The organism is Leptospira sp. WS58.C1 (genome assembly GCF_040833995.1).
Lineage (GTDB): Bacteria > Spirochaetota > Leptospiria > Leptospirales > Leptospiraceae > Leptospira_B > Leptospira_B cinconiae.
Genome location: NZ_CP162137.1, coordinates 3,023,081 through 3,037,602, shown reverse-complemented (window position 1 = coordinate 3,037,602; position 14,522 = coordinate 3,023,081). Strand labels below are relative to the sequence as shown.

The window sequence follows — 14,522 nt, the reverse complement described above, 5'->3', positions numbered from 1 at the left end:
CGGAGAAACACAAATTCCCCGATTGAATTTGGTTTAAGAAAGTTTCGATAGGTTTCTTTTTCTGAACTCGTCCGGAGTTATACCGAATTTCTTTTTAAATTCCTTGTACAAGGTCGAGCGGGAGGAAAAACCTAAACTATCCGAAATGGAAATGATACTTCGATCCGGTTCCTCCAATAGAACTTTACTTGCTTCTTGGATGCGTATTCCCGTGATATATGTGTAAAAATTCTGCTCATAAATGGAATTCAAAAATTCCGAAAGTTGGTGCCTAGATAAGCCGACCATGGAAGAAAGCCGTTCTAATCCGAGATCTTCGTCACAAAAGATCCTTTCCTTCACCATTAACTCCGATAGTTTATCGCTGATTTCTTGTATATCAATTCCCTTTAGTCTTCCCGTATCTCGAACATTGGTAAAAGAACGTTTGCTCTTTTTACTTTCTGCAGCGATCTTTGTGATCCCTAGGAAGAACAGAATGTATTCCGAAATATAACCGATATAGGGAGCATTTCGTGTAAAATCATTTGCCGGGATCCCGTACATTCCGGAAAGTTCGAAGATATTAATACAAAGCGCGGAAATAATTATACCGGAAGTAGAAAACAACGCCGGGCGAAATCCTTTCCTGAGAAGAAATAAACCCGATCCAATAATCAGCAGAGTAGTGGACATTAAATTTATTTTCCCGCCATTTTCCAAAGGAAAAGCAGGGAATTCCGGAATCCAAACGCAGATTAAAGGGATACAATTAAATACTAACAAAACTTTGGAAATATTTTCGCCTAACGGAAGTTTTTCGCTTAAATTCAAAAATTTACGGATAAAATGCAGCAACAGAATTATATAAAGGAAGGCAAATGAGAACATAAGTTTACTATTATATTCGTTTTTAGGTAAAAAATATTGCGCGTATCCTTCCGTAAATGCTGAATAAAGGGTTATACAAACTACAAGTGTTGAGTAGAATAATACCAATTTGTTTTTGGTTCGGTACCAATATACTCCGCATACGAGGAGGATTAAGGAGGCAATCTGTAAATAGGCAGGAAATAGAGTGAACGGAAATTTATCTCGTTCCAGGAAACCTTTTTCGGTATCCAAATGAAAGGAAAGGAACTTATCCGCCCAGGATTCGATTCTCACAAGTAATTTATATTCTTTACCCGTCGGTATACTGACTTTCATTGCATGGATTCGGTCCTTGATCTGTCTAGGAGAATCATTCTCCTTCCATCCGATGGACCCGAGCTTGACCGGATTACCTTTACTTGCGTCGAAAAGATCTATTCTATCTAACCAAGGGTATTCGGATACGAAGATCCATTCTTCCTGTTTGGACTGATTGTATATTTTGATTTCAATCCAGGCTTCCTCAGGCCCGGTCCCGAGACTGATTTGTTTCGCATGGATTTGATTCGATTTCGATCTACCGAGGAAGTTTGCTGCGTTGTCGGGGGATTGGGGAGGAACAAAAATCAAATATTTGGCGGTCGGTAGAATTCCGAATGAGTTTTTCGAATCATCTAAAATTAAATTTTCATTTATATTATTCTCGGAAGATTTACAGAAAGTAAAACTTATCATCAGGATCGATATGATAACGAGCAAAAAAGGGCGCATATTGAATATATACTCCTCAAAGATAGGAAATGGACATTAATTATTCTAAATTTGGCCTCCCAAGAGAACGATCGTCAAACAATGGATTGTTTTCGTCTGCTCTAAAGAACAATTCAAGATTTTTCCGGACCCTGAGATGTGAAAAATTGCGATCTAAACGTTAGATTTTTTTCTACTATTAGACACAAAACACTTTGTCAGGGGTATGTTACAAGCTGCGATTACCTTTAATACAGTACTCTATACGCTCCCTGCGTTCCGGCAGGTACGTCTTTGATCGGCTCGAATTTTAAACCTGTATCCTGTGCATTATCAAAAACGGTTTGTGTGACGAGTATCTCTCCTGCTTCCGCTGTATCCTCCCCTAGTTTGCTAGCGGTATTAACTTCGGAACCGAAAACGTCCGAATCTCCAATTTTCAAAACCTTTCCGTAACCGAGTCCGACACAAAGTAGTATTTTCTCTTCTGGGATCTTGTCTTTGTTGTATTCTAATAATTCCTTTTGCATTCGGATTGCCGCCTGAAGTCCCTTGGCTACGTTCCTGAAGATGACTAAAAAGCTATCCCCTTCCGATTTTAGAAGTATCCCATCATGATCCTCTATGATAGGCACTAAAACCCTTTCGGACTCGTGTATGGTTTGCAGAAAATGAATGATTCCGAATTTTTCAACACCTCTGGAAAATCCGGAAAGGTCGGTAAACATGATACACCAAACTTCTCCGAATAGATCCCAGATCCGGGCATCAATTTTTTCCTTATCGGCGCCGGGTTTTAATCTTTCTAAAACTAGGTTTTCCAATCTGTCTTCGGATGCGCTTGCGAATATACTTCTTTTGAATGCCATTAGAATCGATTAGTGGAACGTTTTGTACCGGATTCGTCGACTTATTTTTTGAAAGACTAAATCTTTAAAATCGGTTATTCTTAAGAGGGAAGGTTGGAATGAGATTCGTTTGTGAACTAAGTTGGGAATACTGTGTATCCGGTTTTGCTCTTCACCAATTAAAAATGAATTTCCTGCGCTATTATCCTATCGCCGGTCTTGCATTTCTGGTCTTCTGGGTTTGGAAAAAGGACTTTTTTCAGAAGTTCAGGATCCAAAAAGATTTTCCAAATAAAGAAAGGATCATTTTCGAACTAAAGCAGTCTGCGATCACTTTGATCATGTTCAGTGCTATCGCTGTTTCGGTCTATATCCTCGGAAAATTAAAGATCCTTCATCTCAAAACGTATAAGGATTTCGCAGAGTACGGATTACCTTACGCTATATTCAGTTTTATTTTACTCACGATCTGGCATGAGACATGGTTTTATTGGGCTCATCGGATCATGCATCATCGAAAAATTTATCCTTACGTCCATTCTATCCATCATAGATCGGTGAATCCTTCCCCCATGGCAGCTTATAATTTTCATTGGGTAGAGGCTTTTCTTGAAGGTGTGTATGTAGTTCCCGCTCTTTGTATTCTACCTCTTCATTTTTACGTTTTTCTAATCCACACTTTTTATGCTATGATCATGAATATATGGTGGCACCTAGGGTATGAATTCTTTCCTAAAGGATGGACGACACATCCGATCTTGAAATGGATCAACACATCTACCCACCATAATCTTCATCACCAGAAGTTCCATGGGAATTACAGTCTCTATTTTAATTTCTGGGACAGGATCTTAGGGACAAATTTTAAGGATTATTCCGAAATTTTCGAGAATAGTGTAGGTCCGGATAAAAAGGAGGAGATCTCCGTTACCCCCTCCACCTACTTGCAAAAATCTTAATTTATTCTTTGATTCTGACTTTTAGGAATCTTCGTCTAAGGCGTATTTCTTCTTCCAGTGATTTCGATAAGGCCGCGAATTTTTTATTTCGGAGATCCACATTTTTCACTAATGTTTGGTACATCGGATTGATCTTTCCGTCCGGGACTAAGAAGCTCGGCTTTATTTCTCCTTCCGTATATACTTTAAAAGAGGCAACATTGGCGTCTTCGTCTATGAAAAGTACCGCTCCTCCGTGAGAGGACATCGGTTGGACGGTATCTACCACCCAACCTCCCGTATTGAAAACTTCTTTGCCTGAAATTGTTAACCCTAAGTCCTGGGTTTCCACGGCGAACGGTTTATGTGTATGACCGAAAATGAACGTATAATCTTTTGGGAATTCTCTTTTACTTTTTTTAGTCTCCGCTTTCCATTGCGCTGGAAGAGTGTCTCCAAGGTAAGAGTCCATGTTGTGGATTACTTCTTCGCTTAGTACGGAATTGGACATCCCTCTTTCTGCCTGCCCTACCTTTACAACGACCTTGGTAAGAATGTAAGAAAAACCTTTGTATAGAAGCCATTTGATCCCTAATATTCGAAGTAAAAAAGGAAGATTCAAATTTCTTAATAGATATGCCGATACGTTTTGCGCTAATTTACCTACTGCTTTAGCATCCTGAAGCATATCGTAAATCAATCCGATCCCGGTTCCCACTTTTCCGGATCTTCCTAATGTAGACCAGAAGAAGTCGATCCATGCAAAATTTTCCCGTTCAAGAACGTAAATGGATTTTGGAGAGGTGATTTCTTTAGCCCTTTTAAATGGGTTATAGTCGTTCATTTTGCTCCAGACGGAACGGCTACGTTTTGGCGCTTCGGGATCCTCATCAATATCCGGGAGCAAGATCCTCTGCATTGTACTCATCAAAGAATAGATGTTTTCCAAAAAATGTCCGTGAGTTAAGAATACGGAACGTTTTCCGTTTTTAGCAGGGATCTCTAAATTCGGATAAGCGATCACCGCTTCGGCTTTTTTTAACTTTTTATTTCTTCTTAAAATTCCCGTAAGTAGATCAGATTGGATGAAGTCCGGATTTACCATCTTTGTGGTGTGCCAAGTCTGATTGATATACTGATTCGGCTTTAAATTTGCAATATATTCCATGTACTGCTTTTCTCTCGCAGTTTCCCAAAGATGGTGATCATGGTTTCCCGGAATATAGAGAATACTCTCCGAAAAATGGCGCTTTGTTTCCTTATATGCGACCTCTAAAAATCTTTCGAAGGTCATAGAGGCTTCGTTGATATCGCCTAATGCTAATTCAAGAACGTCGCCTAATAAAATGAATTGTGGAGGTTTAGCGGAACCGTTAACCGAATGAACGATATGTTTTAAACAGTTTATGAGTTCTGCAAGCGCCGGAGAAGTTTTCTGCGGATTTACTTTGAATTTATCCGAATCTTTTACGGGGTCAGGGAACTCTTCAATGTATGTAAGTAAACTGTTATATGCTCCCAGATGAATGTCGGAGATGACGATGTATTTAATTTTACTATTAGGCATTTAGGATGTGAATCATTCAAAAAACGTTAATAAAATCAATTAATTATTGCTATTTTTGGGTAAATGCGGCAAATAAGTAGATTTTTCGACGTTAGGAGGCCTACTTGAAATTTTACGAGGCTATAATAATCGGAACCGGATTCGGCGGTTCGATCAATGCCTGTCGTTTGTCTAAAAAATGGCCAGGCAAAGTTTTAGTACTCGAACGAGGGAAAGAATATCCTAAAGGGTCTTTTCCTAGGTCTCCGGAAGGAATGTCCAAAAACTTCTGGAACATCCCGGAAGAAGGTCCTATACCTAGATCTTCCAAGTTCAAAAGAGCAGGCAGGCAAACCGGATTATTCGATATTCGTAATTATCCAAAACTAGATGTAGTTCTTTCCGCAGGTTTAGGAGGAGGTTCCTTGATCTATGCGAACGTGTTTTTGGAGCCTCCCGATCATATTTTTGATCATCGCTGGCCGGAAACTGTTAAAAAGAAACATTTAAAACCTTATTATAAAATAGTAAAAGATGTCTTAGGTTCCAGACCAATCCCGGACAATGGAGAAGATAGGCGTAAAGTAGTCCGTACGGAATTATACGAACATTTTGCAAAGCAAGAATCCAGGATTTCCAAAAGAGCGGACATTAACGTATTCTTCGGTAACGATTTTAAAAAACCGACTCCAATAGGGGTCCAGGAAAAAAACCGTTTCGGAGCGATCCAAACTTCCTGTACATACTGCGCAGAATGTGATGTAGGATGTAATACCCATTCTAAAAACACTTTGGATCTGAATTATCTTTTTGTAGCTAGGAACTCCAACAAGGCAGAGATCAAGACGGAACACCTTGCTACTAAGATTGTTCCTTTGAATAGCAGAGGGGAGGAAGACCCTTCCCAATCGGGTGAGCATGGTTATAGAGTTCATTATCTAAATCTACAGAATGGAAACACCATCGAGTCTTTTGCGGATACAAAACGTATCGTGGTTTCTGCGGGAACTTTAGGGTCTACGGAACTTCTACTAAAATGTAAAACAAAGTTTAAGACCTTGCCTAAGATCTCGGACAAATTAGGGACTCAATTCTCAGGGAATGGGGATTTCCTTTCTTTTGCGGCTAAGGGAAAGAAGCCGGCTGATCCGAATTACGGTCCGGTTATTACTCAGTATACGGATTATAATTTATTCTCAGGTTTCGATCCCAAAAAAGCGTTCTTATTGGAAGATGCAAGTTATCCGGTATTTGCTTCCTATTTCGTCTCGGGTGCTATTCCTATTATATTCAAATTGAAGTATATTCTTCATTTTATAGGGGAACTTTTCAAGAGTATCATAAACGGGAAAATTTTCGGTAGAGTGGGATTTCTGATGAGCGAAGCTTTAAAAGGAGATCTTTCCTACACATCTGCGGTACTTCTTTGTATGGGTATAGATACTTCCGATGGAAAGATGTATTTGGATAAAAAGGGAAATTTGCAGATCCATTGGCCTCAGAAGGAGAACATAACACTTTATAACTCTATAATGGATGTGAACAAGAGGTTCGCTAAATTTACGGATGCAAAGACCAGATTCCCTATGCCGACTTATTCCTGGCCGGTCCGTAATAACGTTACCGTTCATCCGCTTGGCGGTTGTATCATAGGGTCATCTGCCGGCACGGGAGTCTGTTCTTCGGAGCCGAAAACTTTCGGTAAGGTTTTCGGATACGAAGGTTTATATGTTGCGGATGGAAGTTTATTGCCAACCGCAGTTGGCGCCAACCCTTCTATGACCATCTCCGCTCTTTCGGAAATGGTGGCCGAAGGAATTACAGGCAAGAAGCCGAATGCAAATTTAAGGTAGGATATTCGATTGGCTACAGCGACTAAAAAAAAATCAAAAAAAAGCGCCGGCAAATCTAAGCCCGGCAAAACAGGAGTCAATTCTCATCCGGTAAGTTTGGAATTCACGGAGGAAATGAAAGGTTTCGTTTCCATGCCGGGATCTTTTAATTATCAAGAAGATTATGCTGCCGGGAAAAAGGCAGGCAATTATCTGATGTTTCACTTAACGATCCGAGTGAACGATACTCAGTTTTTTGTGTATGATCCGGACGAAACCGGTGAAGCCATCGGTTGGGTGGAATGTCAGCCTCTAGGCGGAAGATTCGAAGTGGAAAAAGGGGTTTTCAATTGTTTCGTGGATTACGGAAAACCTTCGGCTAACGAAAAACATATGAAATACCGTTTGTTCTTAAAGAACAAAGCCGGGAAAAAAATAACTTTAAACGGATTTAAGAAGGTAGTAGACGACGGTATCTTGAATATCTGGAGAGACACTTCTACACTTTATACCACGGTGTTTGATGGATACGTGGATGAAAAAGCGGAACCTAAAGCAAAGGTTTTGGCGAAAGGTATCCTGCATATATTAGAAAAAGATTTTATTAAGCAGATGACTACTTTCAAATCCAATGGTCGTACTTTTTCCGAGAGAAAAGACGCTCTGTTCAGATTCGGTGAGTTATTTTTAGGAAATTTATGGGAAATTTACGGGGCCCAGTTCAGAAAAGCGGAACCGGAGTTATGGAGAGAAAGAGATATTCCGGTATTTACCCTGGAAGGAGTCAAAAATTCCAAAATCACTTTTCATCCATTCACTACCGAGGATAAGATCGCTCTCAATTTAGTTCGTTTTCAGAAGAAAGAAAGTAAGGACGTCGTAGTGCTGATGCACGGACTCACTACTTCTACGGATATGTTCGTTATGCCCGAACATAAAAATTTGGTGACATATCTGCATGAAAACGGATTTACCGATGTTTGGAGTTTCGACTGGAGGGGAAGTTTACGTTTTAATTATAATCTTTTTCCTCATAGATATACTCTAGATGATATCGCTCTATATGATGTACCGGCGGCTTTAAAAGTAGTTAAAGACGCGGTTGGTGAGGGGAAAAGGATCCATTTTGTTGTACATTGTGTGGGTTCCATTTCATTTTTCATGAGTTTGTTCGGAGGAAAAATAGACGGAGTCACTAGCGTCGTCTCGAATAGTGTGTCTCTGACACCTAATGTACCGACTTGGTCTAAGATCAAATTGGCATTCTCTCCTTTTTTGATGGAGTCTATTTTCAGATTTCCGAATGTGAATCCTCGTTGGTATTATCTTCCCGGCTTGGCTTCAGGAAAACTATTGTCCAGATTCGTGAGCCTTTTTCATCACGAATGCGACGAGCCTGCTTGTCATATGCTGAGTCTGATGTGGGGAACCGGCTGGCCTGCCTGTTATGAACACGCAAATCTTCCGGATATCACTCATAGAAGGGTAGGGGATCTATTCGGAGCGACTTCTATGAACTATTATCGGCATATCAGAAAGGCTGTGGGTCGTAAGTCCATGATCAAATACAGGCCTACTGATATTCGATACGATTCTTTGCCGAATAATTATCTGGATAAGGCTTCCGAGGTCAAAACGCCTGTATTATTCATGACCGGCGACCAGAACAAAGTATTCAAAGATTCTAATATTATAGCTTATGAAACATTAAATCGTTTGAATCCGGGAAATAAAAACGAACTGTTTATCGCCGAGGGTTATGGCCATCAAGACACTTTGATGGGGAAAAAGAGCGATACGGACGTATTCCCTAGAATAGTGGAGTTCCTACGTAAGAATTCCAACGGAGTGAAAAAAGGGTAAGTATGTCGAAGGGAAACCGGCCAGTCGTTTTTCTAACGGGAGCAGCAGGGGGGATCGGCAGGGAAACCGCGGCCCTTCTTTCCGAAAAAGGGTACCTTCTTTTTTTGACGGATTTGCAGAAACAATCTTCCGAACTGAAGAAGTTTGCAGAAACATTAGGAAAAGATCATATTGTTTTCGCTTGTGATATTTCTAAGGCAGCGGATTCGGAAAAGGCGATCAAAGAATGTGTAAAACAATTCGGAAAGATCGACGTGCTTGTGAATAATGCGGGGATCATGAGACCTTCTAAATTCGAAAATCTTACCCAAGACGAAATAGACGAACAGATAGAGATCAATATCATAGGCACAATTCGATTGACTAAATTAGGGTTGCCTCATCTTAAAAAGTCGAAAGGTAAGTTAGTAATCCTATCTTCTTTAGCTGGAATAGTTCCCGCGCCTCATCATTCTATTTATAGTGCGACCAAATTTGCGCTTAGAGGTTTTGCTTTAAGTTTGTATCTAGAATGGAAAGAGATCGGAATACGAGTTAGTTCCATTCTTCCCGGCACAATACAATCTCCAATGACCAAATATATGGCATCTAGGGATAGTTCTCCGATGGCTTATATAAACCCGCCTTTACCACCTTCGGCTGTTGCAAAAGGAATTTGGAAGGCAATCCAAACGGATAAGGCAGAGATCTACATTCCTTATTCTCAAGGGCTACTGGCTAGAGTTGCGTTATTATTCCCTTCCTTATTGTCTTTGATCTATCCGATCATGGCTAAAAAAGGAATCCGAAATTTCGAATCATGGAAAAGAAAAGGAGTTTTTGACTGATAGCGAATCAGAAATTATCTTCGCTTAACTCTTTTAATTTTTGATTCATTTTTATATGTGAATTACGTACTGCGGTTTGGATATGCGAACTAAATAAAGAAGGCATGATCCCGGTTAAGATCGCAGTATGACTGAATTTGGTGCGGCCGGGAGTTATCTTTTCGAAAGTGAATCGATGATCTCCGGCAAACATATATTTGAAAAAGAGAGGAAAGGCTCCTTTCCAGGATATGGATTTAGAGTCGGTGAGTTCGTATATCAACGCTTTGGTTGGTAGATACACTCCCGTAAAATAATAATCGAAAACAATAATCGTTCCGCCTTTCACTGGTTTGCCGAGGATCCTTTTTAAGAAAGGATTCCAGGAAGGAAATTTAGGGAAATCGGTAAAAATGCTCCAAATTTTTTCAGGGGATGCCTGGATTTCTATCGAGGTGACGATTGTTTGAGGATTCATTCGTCACATATCTGATGTTCTATCTGAAAAATGTCCATCTAATAAATGTTTAAAATTTGGTAAATTATGAATTGTAAAAGTTTTATTCTCTATATCGTTTTCACCGCGTTATTGGTGGGTTCTTCTTTATCAGCAGATGATAAAATACGCGTTAGCAAAGATATTGAACGACTACCTTTGGGTAAGGCAGTTTATTATCTGGAAGACCCGGAAAGGAAATTAACTTTCGAAGATATTACCAAGCCCGATGTGGGATCAAAATTTATCAAATCCGATAAGGATTCTTTGGATTTCGGCCAATTGAATTATAATTACTGGTTTCGATTAAGTTTTGAAAACGATACTCCTGAATCCGTTTCCAAATTGATCGAGATAAATTACAGTAATATTGATATAGTACAATTTTATAAACCTAATCTGGATGGAACTTATTCTAAAGAAGAAAGCGGGATGCTTTTTCCTTTTTCTGCCAGAAGTTTCAAAAATCGCAATTTCGTTTATCAGATCGATCTACAACCCGGGCAACAAAAAACTTATTATTTGATGACATGGACCAGCGGAGGTTTGAATATTCCTCTTACACTTTGGGATAAGGAGACCTTCTCGCAATACAACGCCGATGTGCAGCATGGTTTAGGTTTATATTATGGAGTGATGATCGTAATGATCCTCTATAATATTTTTATCTTTTTCTCCGTAAGAGATGTAAGTTATTTTTACTACGTATGTTATATCCTCGGTTTTTTAGGGATACAGATGGTGCTCACGGGGCATGGTTTCCAATACCTATGGCCAACATTTCCGTTTTTACAAAGGAATTTTTACGTAGTATTTACGGGGATCTGTATGGCCTCCGTTCTCCTATTTACAAAAAGGTTTTTGAATACAAAGGAAAATGTTCCGAAATGGTTGGATAAATCCATGAAGGCCCTGATTGTCGCCCATGGATTGATCGTTCTGACTCCTTTGGTTTTACCTCCGGAGATTACGGTAAAATTAGCGTTGGTCCTGACCCTTCCGGTTCTGATCTTTATTCCTACCGCTACCGTGATCAGCTTCTTGAAAAAGTTCCGTCCGGCACGTTATTTTCTTTTGGCTTTCACTGTTCTTACCATTTCAGGAACGGTAGTGGTCCTTCGTTTTATCAATGTTTTGGGTTCTACCTTCTTGACCGAATACGGATTGTATCTGGGTTCTACTATGGAGGTTATTCTTCTTTCCATCGCTTTGGCGGACCGTATCAATATTATGAAAAAGGAAAAGGAAGAAGCCCAGGCAAGGACTTTGGAAATGCAAAAGATACTCACTGAGTCTTACGCTAGATTCGTTCCGAAAGACTTTTTAGCCAATTTAGGAAAAGACTCCATTTTGGATGTAAGACTTGGGGATCAGATCCAGAAAGAGATGGCTGTTCTATTCAGCGATATCCGTTCTTTTACCACTTTGTCCGAACAAATGACTCCGGCAGAAAATTTTAATTTTATTAATTCTTATTTAAGTAGGATGAGTCCTATCATCCAAAGACATAACGGATTTATAGATAAATTTATCGGCGATGCGATCATGGCCTTATTTCAAAGAAACGTAATAGATGCCGTTTCCGCCGGTGTGGAAATGCAGAGATACCTAAAGGAATATAATGAACATAGACATCGCCAAGGTTATATTCCTATCCAGATAGGTGTCGGTATTCATTCAGGCTCCTTAATGTTAGGAACAATAGGCGCGGAAGAAAGGTTGGAAGGTACGGTAATTTCCGACACGGTCAATCTTGCCTCTAGGATAGAAAGTCTTACTAAAGTATACGGTTCCAGAATTGCTGTCAGTGAAAGTACGATAGAAGAAGTAAAAAAAGACGGCAAATTCCATTTCCGCTTTTTGGATAGAGTTAAAGTAAAGGGTAAACAAAGGCCTGTTTCCGTTTATGAAGTGTTCGACGGAGACGAACCTCAACACCAGGATCTGAAATTAAAGACCAAAGAATCGTACGAAAAGGGTGTAAAGGCATTTTATTCCAACTCATTCGAAGAAGCAAAACAACAGTTTGAGAACGTAATCTCGATCTTCCCGGATGACAAGGCCACTCAACTTTACTTAAAACGTTTATATCCGGTTACTCACGATCGGAAATTGGAAGAAGTCGAAGAATAACCGGCTCCGAACCGACATCATGTACTGAGAAATCATCCGCTATTGGGAACTTGAAAGGACTATTTTATTCTTTCCTAAAGAAGGGAGGAGTAAAATATTCCTACAAAAGTATTCCCATGGATCTTTACCGGGCTTTCGTTCTAATTTTATGTTTTTCGGCCTCGTCTTTATTATCGCAGGAGGCCATTCCATTATCTTCCCAGATAGAACGTAAAAGAATTAGTACTGAGGTCTATTTTTTAGAAGATCCTAATAAGGGTTTAGGGATTGAAAGGGTCTCTTCCGCGGAATATTCGGCTAAATTCAAAAAATCGGATATGGATCCGCTGAACTTCGGACAAACTAACTTCGATTATTGGATCAGGATTACCCTTAAAAACCCAGAAAAGACACAGATCCGAAAAATTTTAGAAGTTGATTATACGAATATAGATCGGGTGGACTTTTATGCGGAAGATTCTTCCGGTAAACAAGAGTTAGTCAATTCGAGTGGGATGGCCTTTCCTTATCCTGTCCGAAAAGTCAATCATAGGAATTTTATTTATACTTTGGAATTCCAACCGGAACAGACCCGCACTTTTTATCTGAAGTTGAACACAAGCGGGGGGTTGGTGTTTCCATTGATCCTTTGGGATCCCGAGACTTTCTATCATCAAAACGCGGATGTACATTTGGGTCTTGGGTTATATTACGGGATCATGTGCGTGATGATCCTTTATCATTTATTGATATTCTTATCTACTCGCGATATCAGCTATCTGTTTTTCGTGACTAATATTTTCGGTTTTTTTGGGATACAATTAGTTCTTACCGGTCACGGGTTCCAATACCTTTGGTCGGAATATCCGGATCTACAGAGGAATTTGTACGTGGTCTTTACCGGGATATGTATGTCTTCTTTGGTTTTGTTCGCCCAAAAGTTTTTGAATACCGCGGAAAATATAAATCGTTATTTGAATTATTCTTTGCATTTCACTTGGGTGATCCATGCTCTTCTGACTTTCTCTCCACTATTTTTACCTCCGGAGTTTACCGTAAAAGTAAGTCTTGCTCTGAGTATTCTTGCTCCTTCTTTGGTCTTGATTGCCGCCTCAATTTGTTTTTTTAAAAATTATAGACCCGCAAGATATTTTTTATTGGCATTCAGTTTCTTATGTATATCGGGAATGTTTGTTGTTTTAAAATTCGCGAATTTGGTCGGAGTTTCCAATTGGGCGGATGACGGATTATATATAGGCTCTTCCATGTCCGCTTTGATATTCTCTTTTGCATTGGCTGATAAGATCAATATTCTGAAAAAAGAGAAAGAAGACGCACAACGTAAGATTTTCGAAGCCCAGAAAGAAAATCTGGAAATGCAAAAAACTCTCAACGATTCATTGGAAACCTTAGTGATAGAAAGGACCAAAACTATAGAAGAGCAAAAGTTAGATATAGAAGCTAAGGCGAAATTGATCGAGAAGGACCTTGCAATCGCCGGAAAGATACAATTTTCACTTTTACCTTCCGTTCTTCCTAAGGCGCATAATGTAAGAATTGCATATAGATGTATTCCGATGCTTCATGTGGGAGGGGATTTTGTCGATCTGATCTCCGATCGAACAGGCAGAGCTATAGGGATCTTTATCTGCGATGTTACCGGACACGGAACTGGTGCAGCAATGGTGGCGGCTATGGTCAAGATGGCTCTTGCAGATTGGTCCGACTATTTAAGTGATCCGGGGTACATGCTCGCAAAGATGAGAGCCCAGCTGATGGGGAAACTGAACGGAAATTTTGTGACTGCTACCATGATCACATTCTATCCTGAGTCTGGACGGATCCTAATCGCAAATGCCGGACATCCGGAAGCGATCTTGATCCGTAAATCCAGTGGAAAACATGAGACCTATCGTCCTGCCGGGATTGCGATCAATGAATTCCTATCCACTCCGAATTATCAGACTTTGAAAACCGAATTAAGTAAAGGTGATAAACTTATACTATACACTGACGGCCTTCCGGAAGCAAGATCGAGGGAAGGCGACTTTTATGGAGATGATAGATTTTTAGATCTGCTCAAAAGCTTTTCCGAATTAGAGCCTGAAGTATTTTGTAATTCGGTGATAGGAAAAATCCAACATTTCACTCAAGAGGAACAAAGTTCTCACGACGATATGGCTATGGTCGTTTTGGAATATTTAGGTTAACCTACTTTCTTTTTCATACGCGGCCCTGCCGAAAGGCCTTTACTCGATCCGATATATAAATCAGTTCTTTCGGTAAAATATATGATAAGCTCGAATAATCGTGTTAGAGTATATTGGGATATACTCGTATTCGTTTGAATATTTTGGGCATCCTTGGAGTCTCCTCTCCGGATCGTTATTTCTTACGATCAGAATATACTTCTTACGACTGTTTATTTTTTTATAGATTCAGTCTTTGCGTTGGATATCATTTGGAATTGTTTCACTCC

The 14,522-nt window shown here is 39.8% G+C and carries 10 protein-coding genes; 6 read left to right on the top strand and 4 right to left on the bottom strand.

The features are described 5' to 3' along the window. Positions 1-33: 33 nt before the first annotated feature. Together AB3N61_RS13930 and AB3N61_RS13925 are read right to left on the bottom strand one after the other, a co-directional pair. Complete coding sequence (locus tag AB3N61_RS13930; RefSeq protein WP_367897870.1) at positions 34-1,623, bottom strand: 7TM diverse intracellular signaling domain-containing protein; 1,590 nt, start codon at positions 1,621-1,623, stop codon at positions 34-36. Positions 1,624-1,850: 227 nt separating this feature from the next. Beyond that, positions 1,851-2,471 (bottom strand): adenylate/guanylate cyclase domain-containing protein, encoded by a 621-nt coding sequence (locus tag AB3N61_RS13925; RefSeq protein ID WP_020770473.1) that lies wholly within the window; start codon positions 2,469-2,471, stop codon positions 1,851-1,853. A 98-nt stretch (positions 2,472-2,569) separates the two neighbouring features. On the opposite strand from AB3N61_RS13925, the gene AB3N61_RS13920 reads away from it, so the two are divergent. Then, a complete protein-coding gene (locus AB3N61_RS13920) occupies positions 2,570-3,409 on the top strand; it encodes a sterol desaturase family protein (RefSeq protein ID WP_367897869.1) in 840 nt (279 codons plus the stop codon). A 1-nt stretch (position 3,410) separates the two neighbouring features. Here AB3N61_RS13920 and AB3N61_RS13915 read toward each other — a convergent pair whose 3' ends face one another. Further along, on the bottom strand, positions 3,411-4,955 hold the full coding sequence (locus AB3N61_RS13915; RefSeq protein ID WP_020770310.1) for a metallophosphoesterase: 1,545 nt from the start codon (positions 4,953-4,955) through the stop codon (positions 3,411-3,413). 104 nt (positions 4,956-5,059) lie between these two features. Here AB3N61_RS13915 and AB3N61_RS13910 point away from each other — a divergent pair, with 104 nt between their 5' ends. The 3 genes from AB3N61_RS13910 to AB3N61_RS13900 are packed head-to-tail and all read left to right on the top strand — an operon-like array spanning position 5,060 to position 9,456. Then, positions 5,060-6,787: a GMC oxidoreductase gene (locus AB3N61_RS13910; RefSeq protein WP_367897868.1), complete on the top strand. Its 1,728-nt coding sequence runs from the start codon at positions 5,060-5,062 to the stop codon at positions 6,785-6,787. A gap of 9 nt (positions 6,788-6,796) precedes the next feature. Continuing rightward, the gene (locus AB3N61_RS13905) at positions 6,797-8,629 is read left to right on the top strand and encodes an alpha/beta hydrolase (RefSeq protein WP_367897867.1); all 1,833 of its coding nucleotides are present in this window, start codon (positions 6,797-6,799) and stop codon (positions 8,627-8,629) included. 2 nt (positions 8,630-8,631) lie between these two features. Then, positions 8,632-9,456, top strand: coding sequence for an SDR family NAD(P)-dependent oxidoreductase (locus tag AB3N61_RS13900; protein ID WP_020770446.1), 825 nt, complete (start codon positions 8,632-8,634; stop codon positions 9,454-9,456). A 7-nt stretch (positions 9,457-9,463) separates the two neighbouring features. On the opposite strand, the gene AB3N61_RS13895 is transcribed toward AB3N61_RS13900, so the two are convergent. Continuing rightward, a complete protein-coding gene (locus tag AB3N61_RS13895; RefSeq protein WP_367897866.1) occupies positions 9,464-9,913 on the bottom strand; it encodes an SRPBCC family protein in 450 nt (149 codons plus the stop codon). A gap of 66 nt (positions 9,914-9,979) precedes the next feature. Between AB3N61_RS13895 and AB3N61_RS13890 the strand changes: the two genes are divergently transcribed. Both AB3N61_RS13890 and AB3N61_RS13885 read left to right on the top strand, forming a co-directional pair. Beyond that, positions 9,980-12,064 carry a 7TM diverse intracellular signaling domain-containing protein gene (locus AB3N61_RS13890; protein ID WP_367897865.1) on the top strand — a complete coding sequence of 695 codons (2,085 nt, stop codon included), beginning with the start codon at positions 9,980-9,982 and terminating at the stop codon, positions 12,062-12,064. Between the two features lie 50 nt (positions 12,065-12,114). Continuing rightward, on the top strand, positions 12,115-14,253 hold the full coding sequence (locus tag AB3N61_RS13885; RefSeq protein WP_367897864.1) for a 7TM diverse intracellular signaling domain-containing protein: 2,139 nt from the start codon (positions 12,115-12,117) through the stop codon (positions 14,251-14,253). Positions 14,254-14,522 lie beyond the last annotated feature (269 nt).

Bases quoted from the DNA above. Each gene is read 5' to 3' on its own strand.
- AB3N61_RS13930 (WP_367897870.1), bottom strand. From the start codon at position 1,623: ATGCGCCCTTTTTTGCTCGTTATCATATCGATCCTGATGATAAGTTTT.
- AB3N61_RS13925 (WP_020770473.1), bottom strand. From the start codon at position 2,471: ATGGCATTCAAAAGAAGTATATTCGCAAGCGCATCCGAAGACAGATTG.
- AB3N61_RS13920 (WP_367897869.1), top strand. From the start codon at position 2,570: ATGAGATTCGTTTGTGAACTAAGTTGGGAATACTGTGTATCCGGTTTT.
- AB3N61_RS13915 (WP_020770310.1), bottom strand. From the start codon at position 4,955: ATGCCTAATAGTAAAATTAAATACATCGTCATCTCCGACATTCATCTG.
- AB3N61_RS13900 (WP_020770446.1), top strand. From the start codon at position 8,632: ATGTCGAAGGGAAACCGGCCAGTCGTTTTTCTAACGGGAGCAGCAGGG.
- AB3N61_RS13895 (WP_367897866.1), bottom strand. From the start codon at position 9,913: ATGAATCCTCAAACAATCGTCACCTCGATAGAAATCCAGGCATCCCCT.
- AB3N61_RS13890 (WP_367897865.1), top strand. From the start codon at position 9,980: ATGAATTGTAAAAGTTTTATTCTCTATATCGTTTTCACCGCGTTATTG.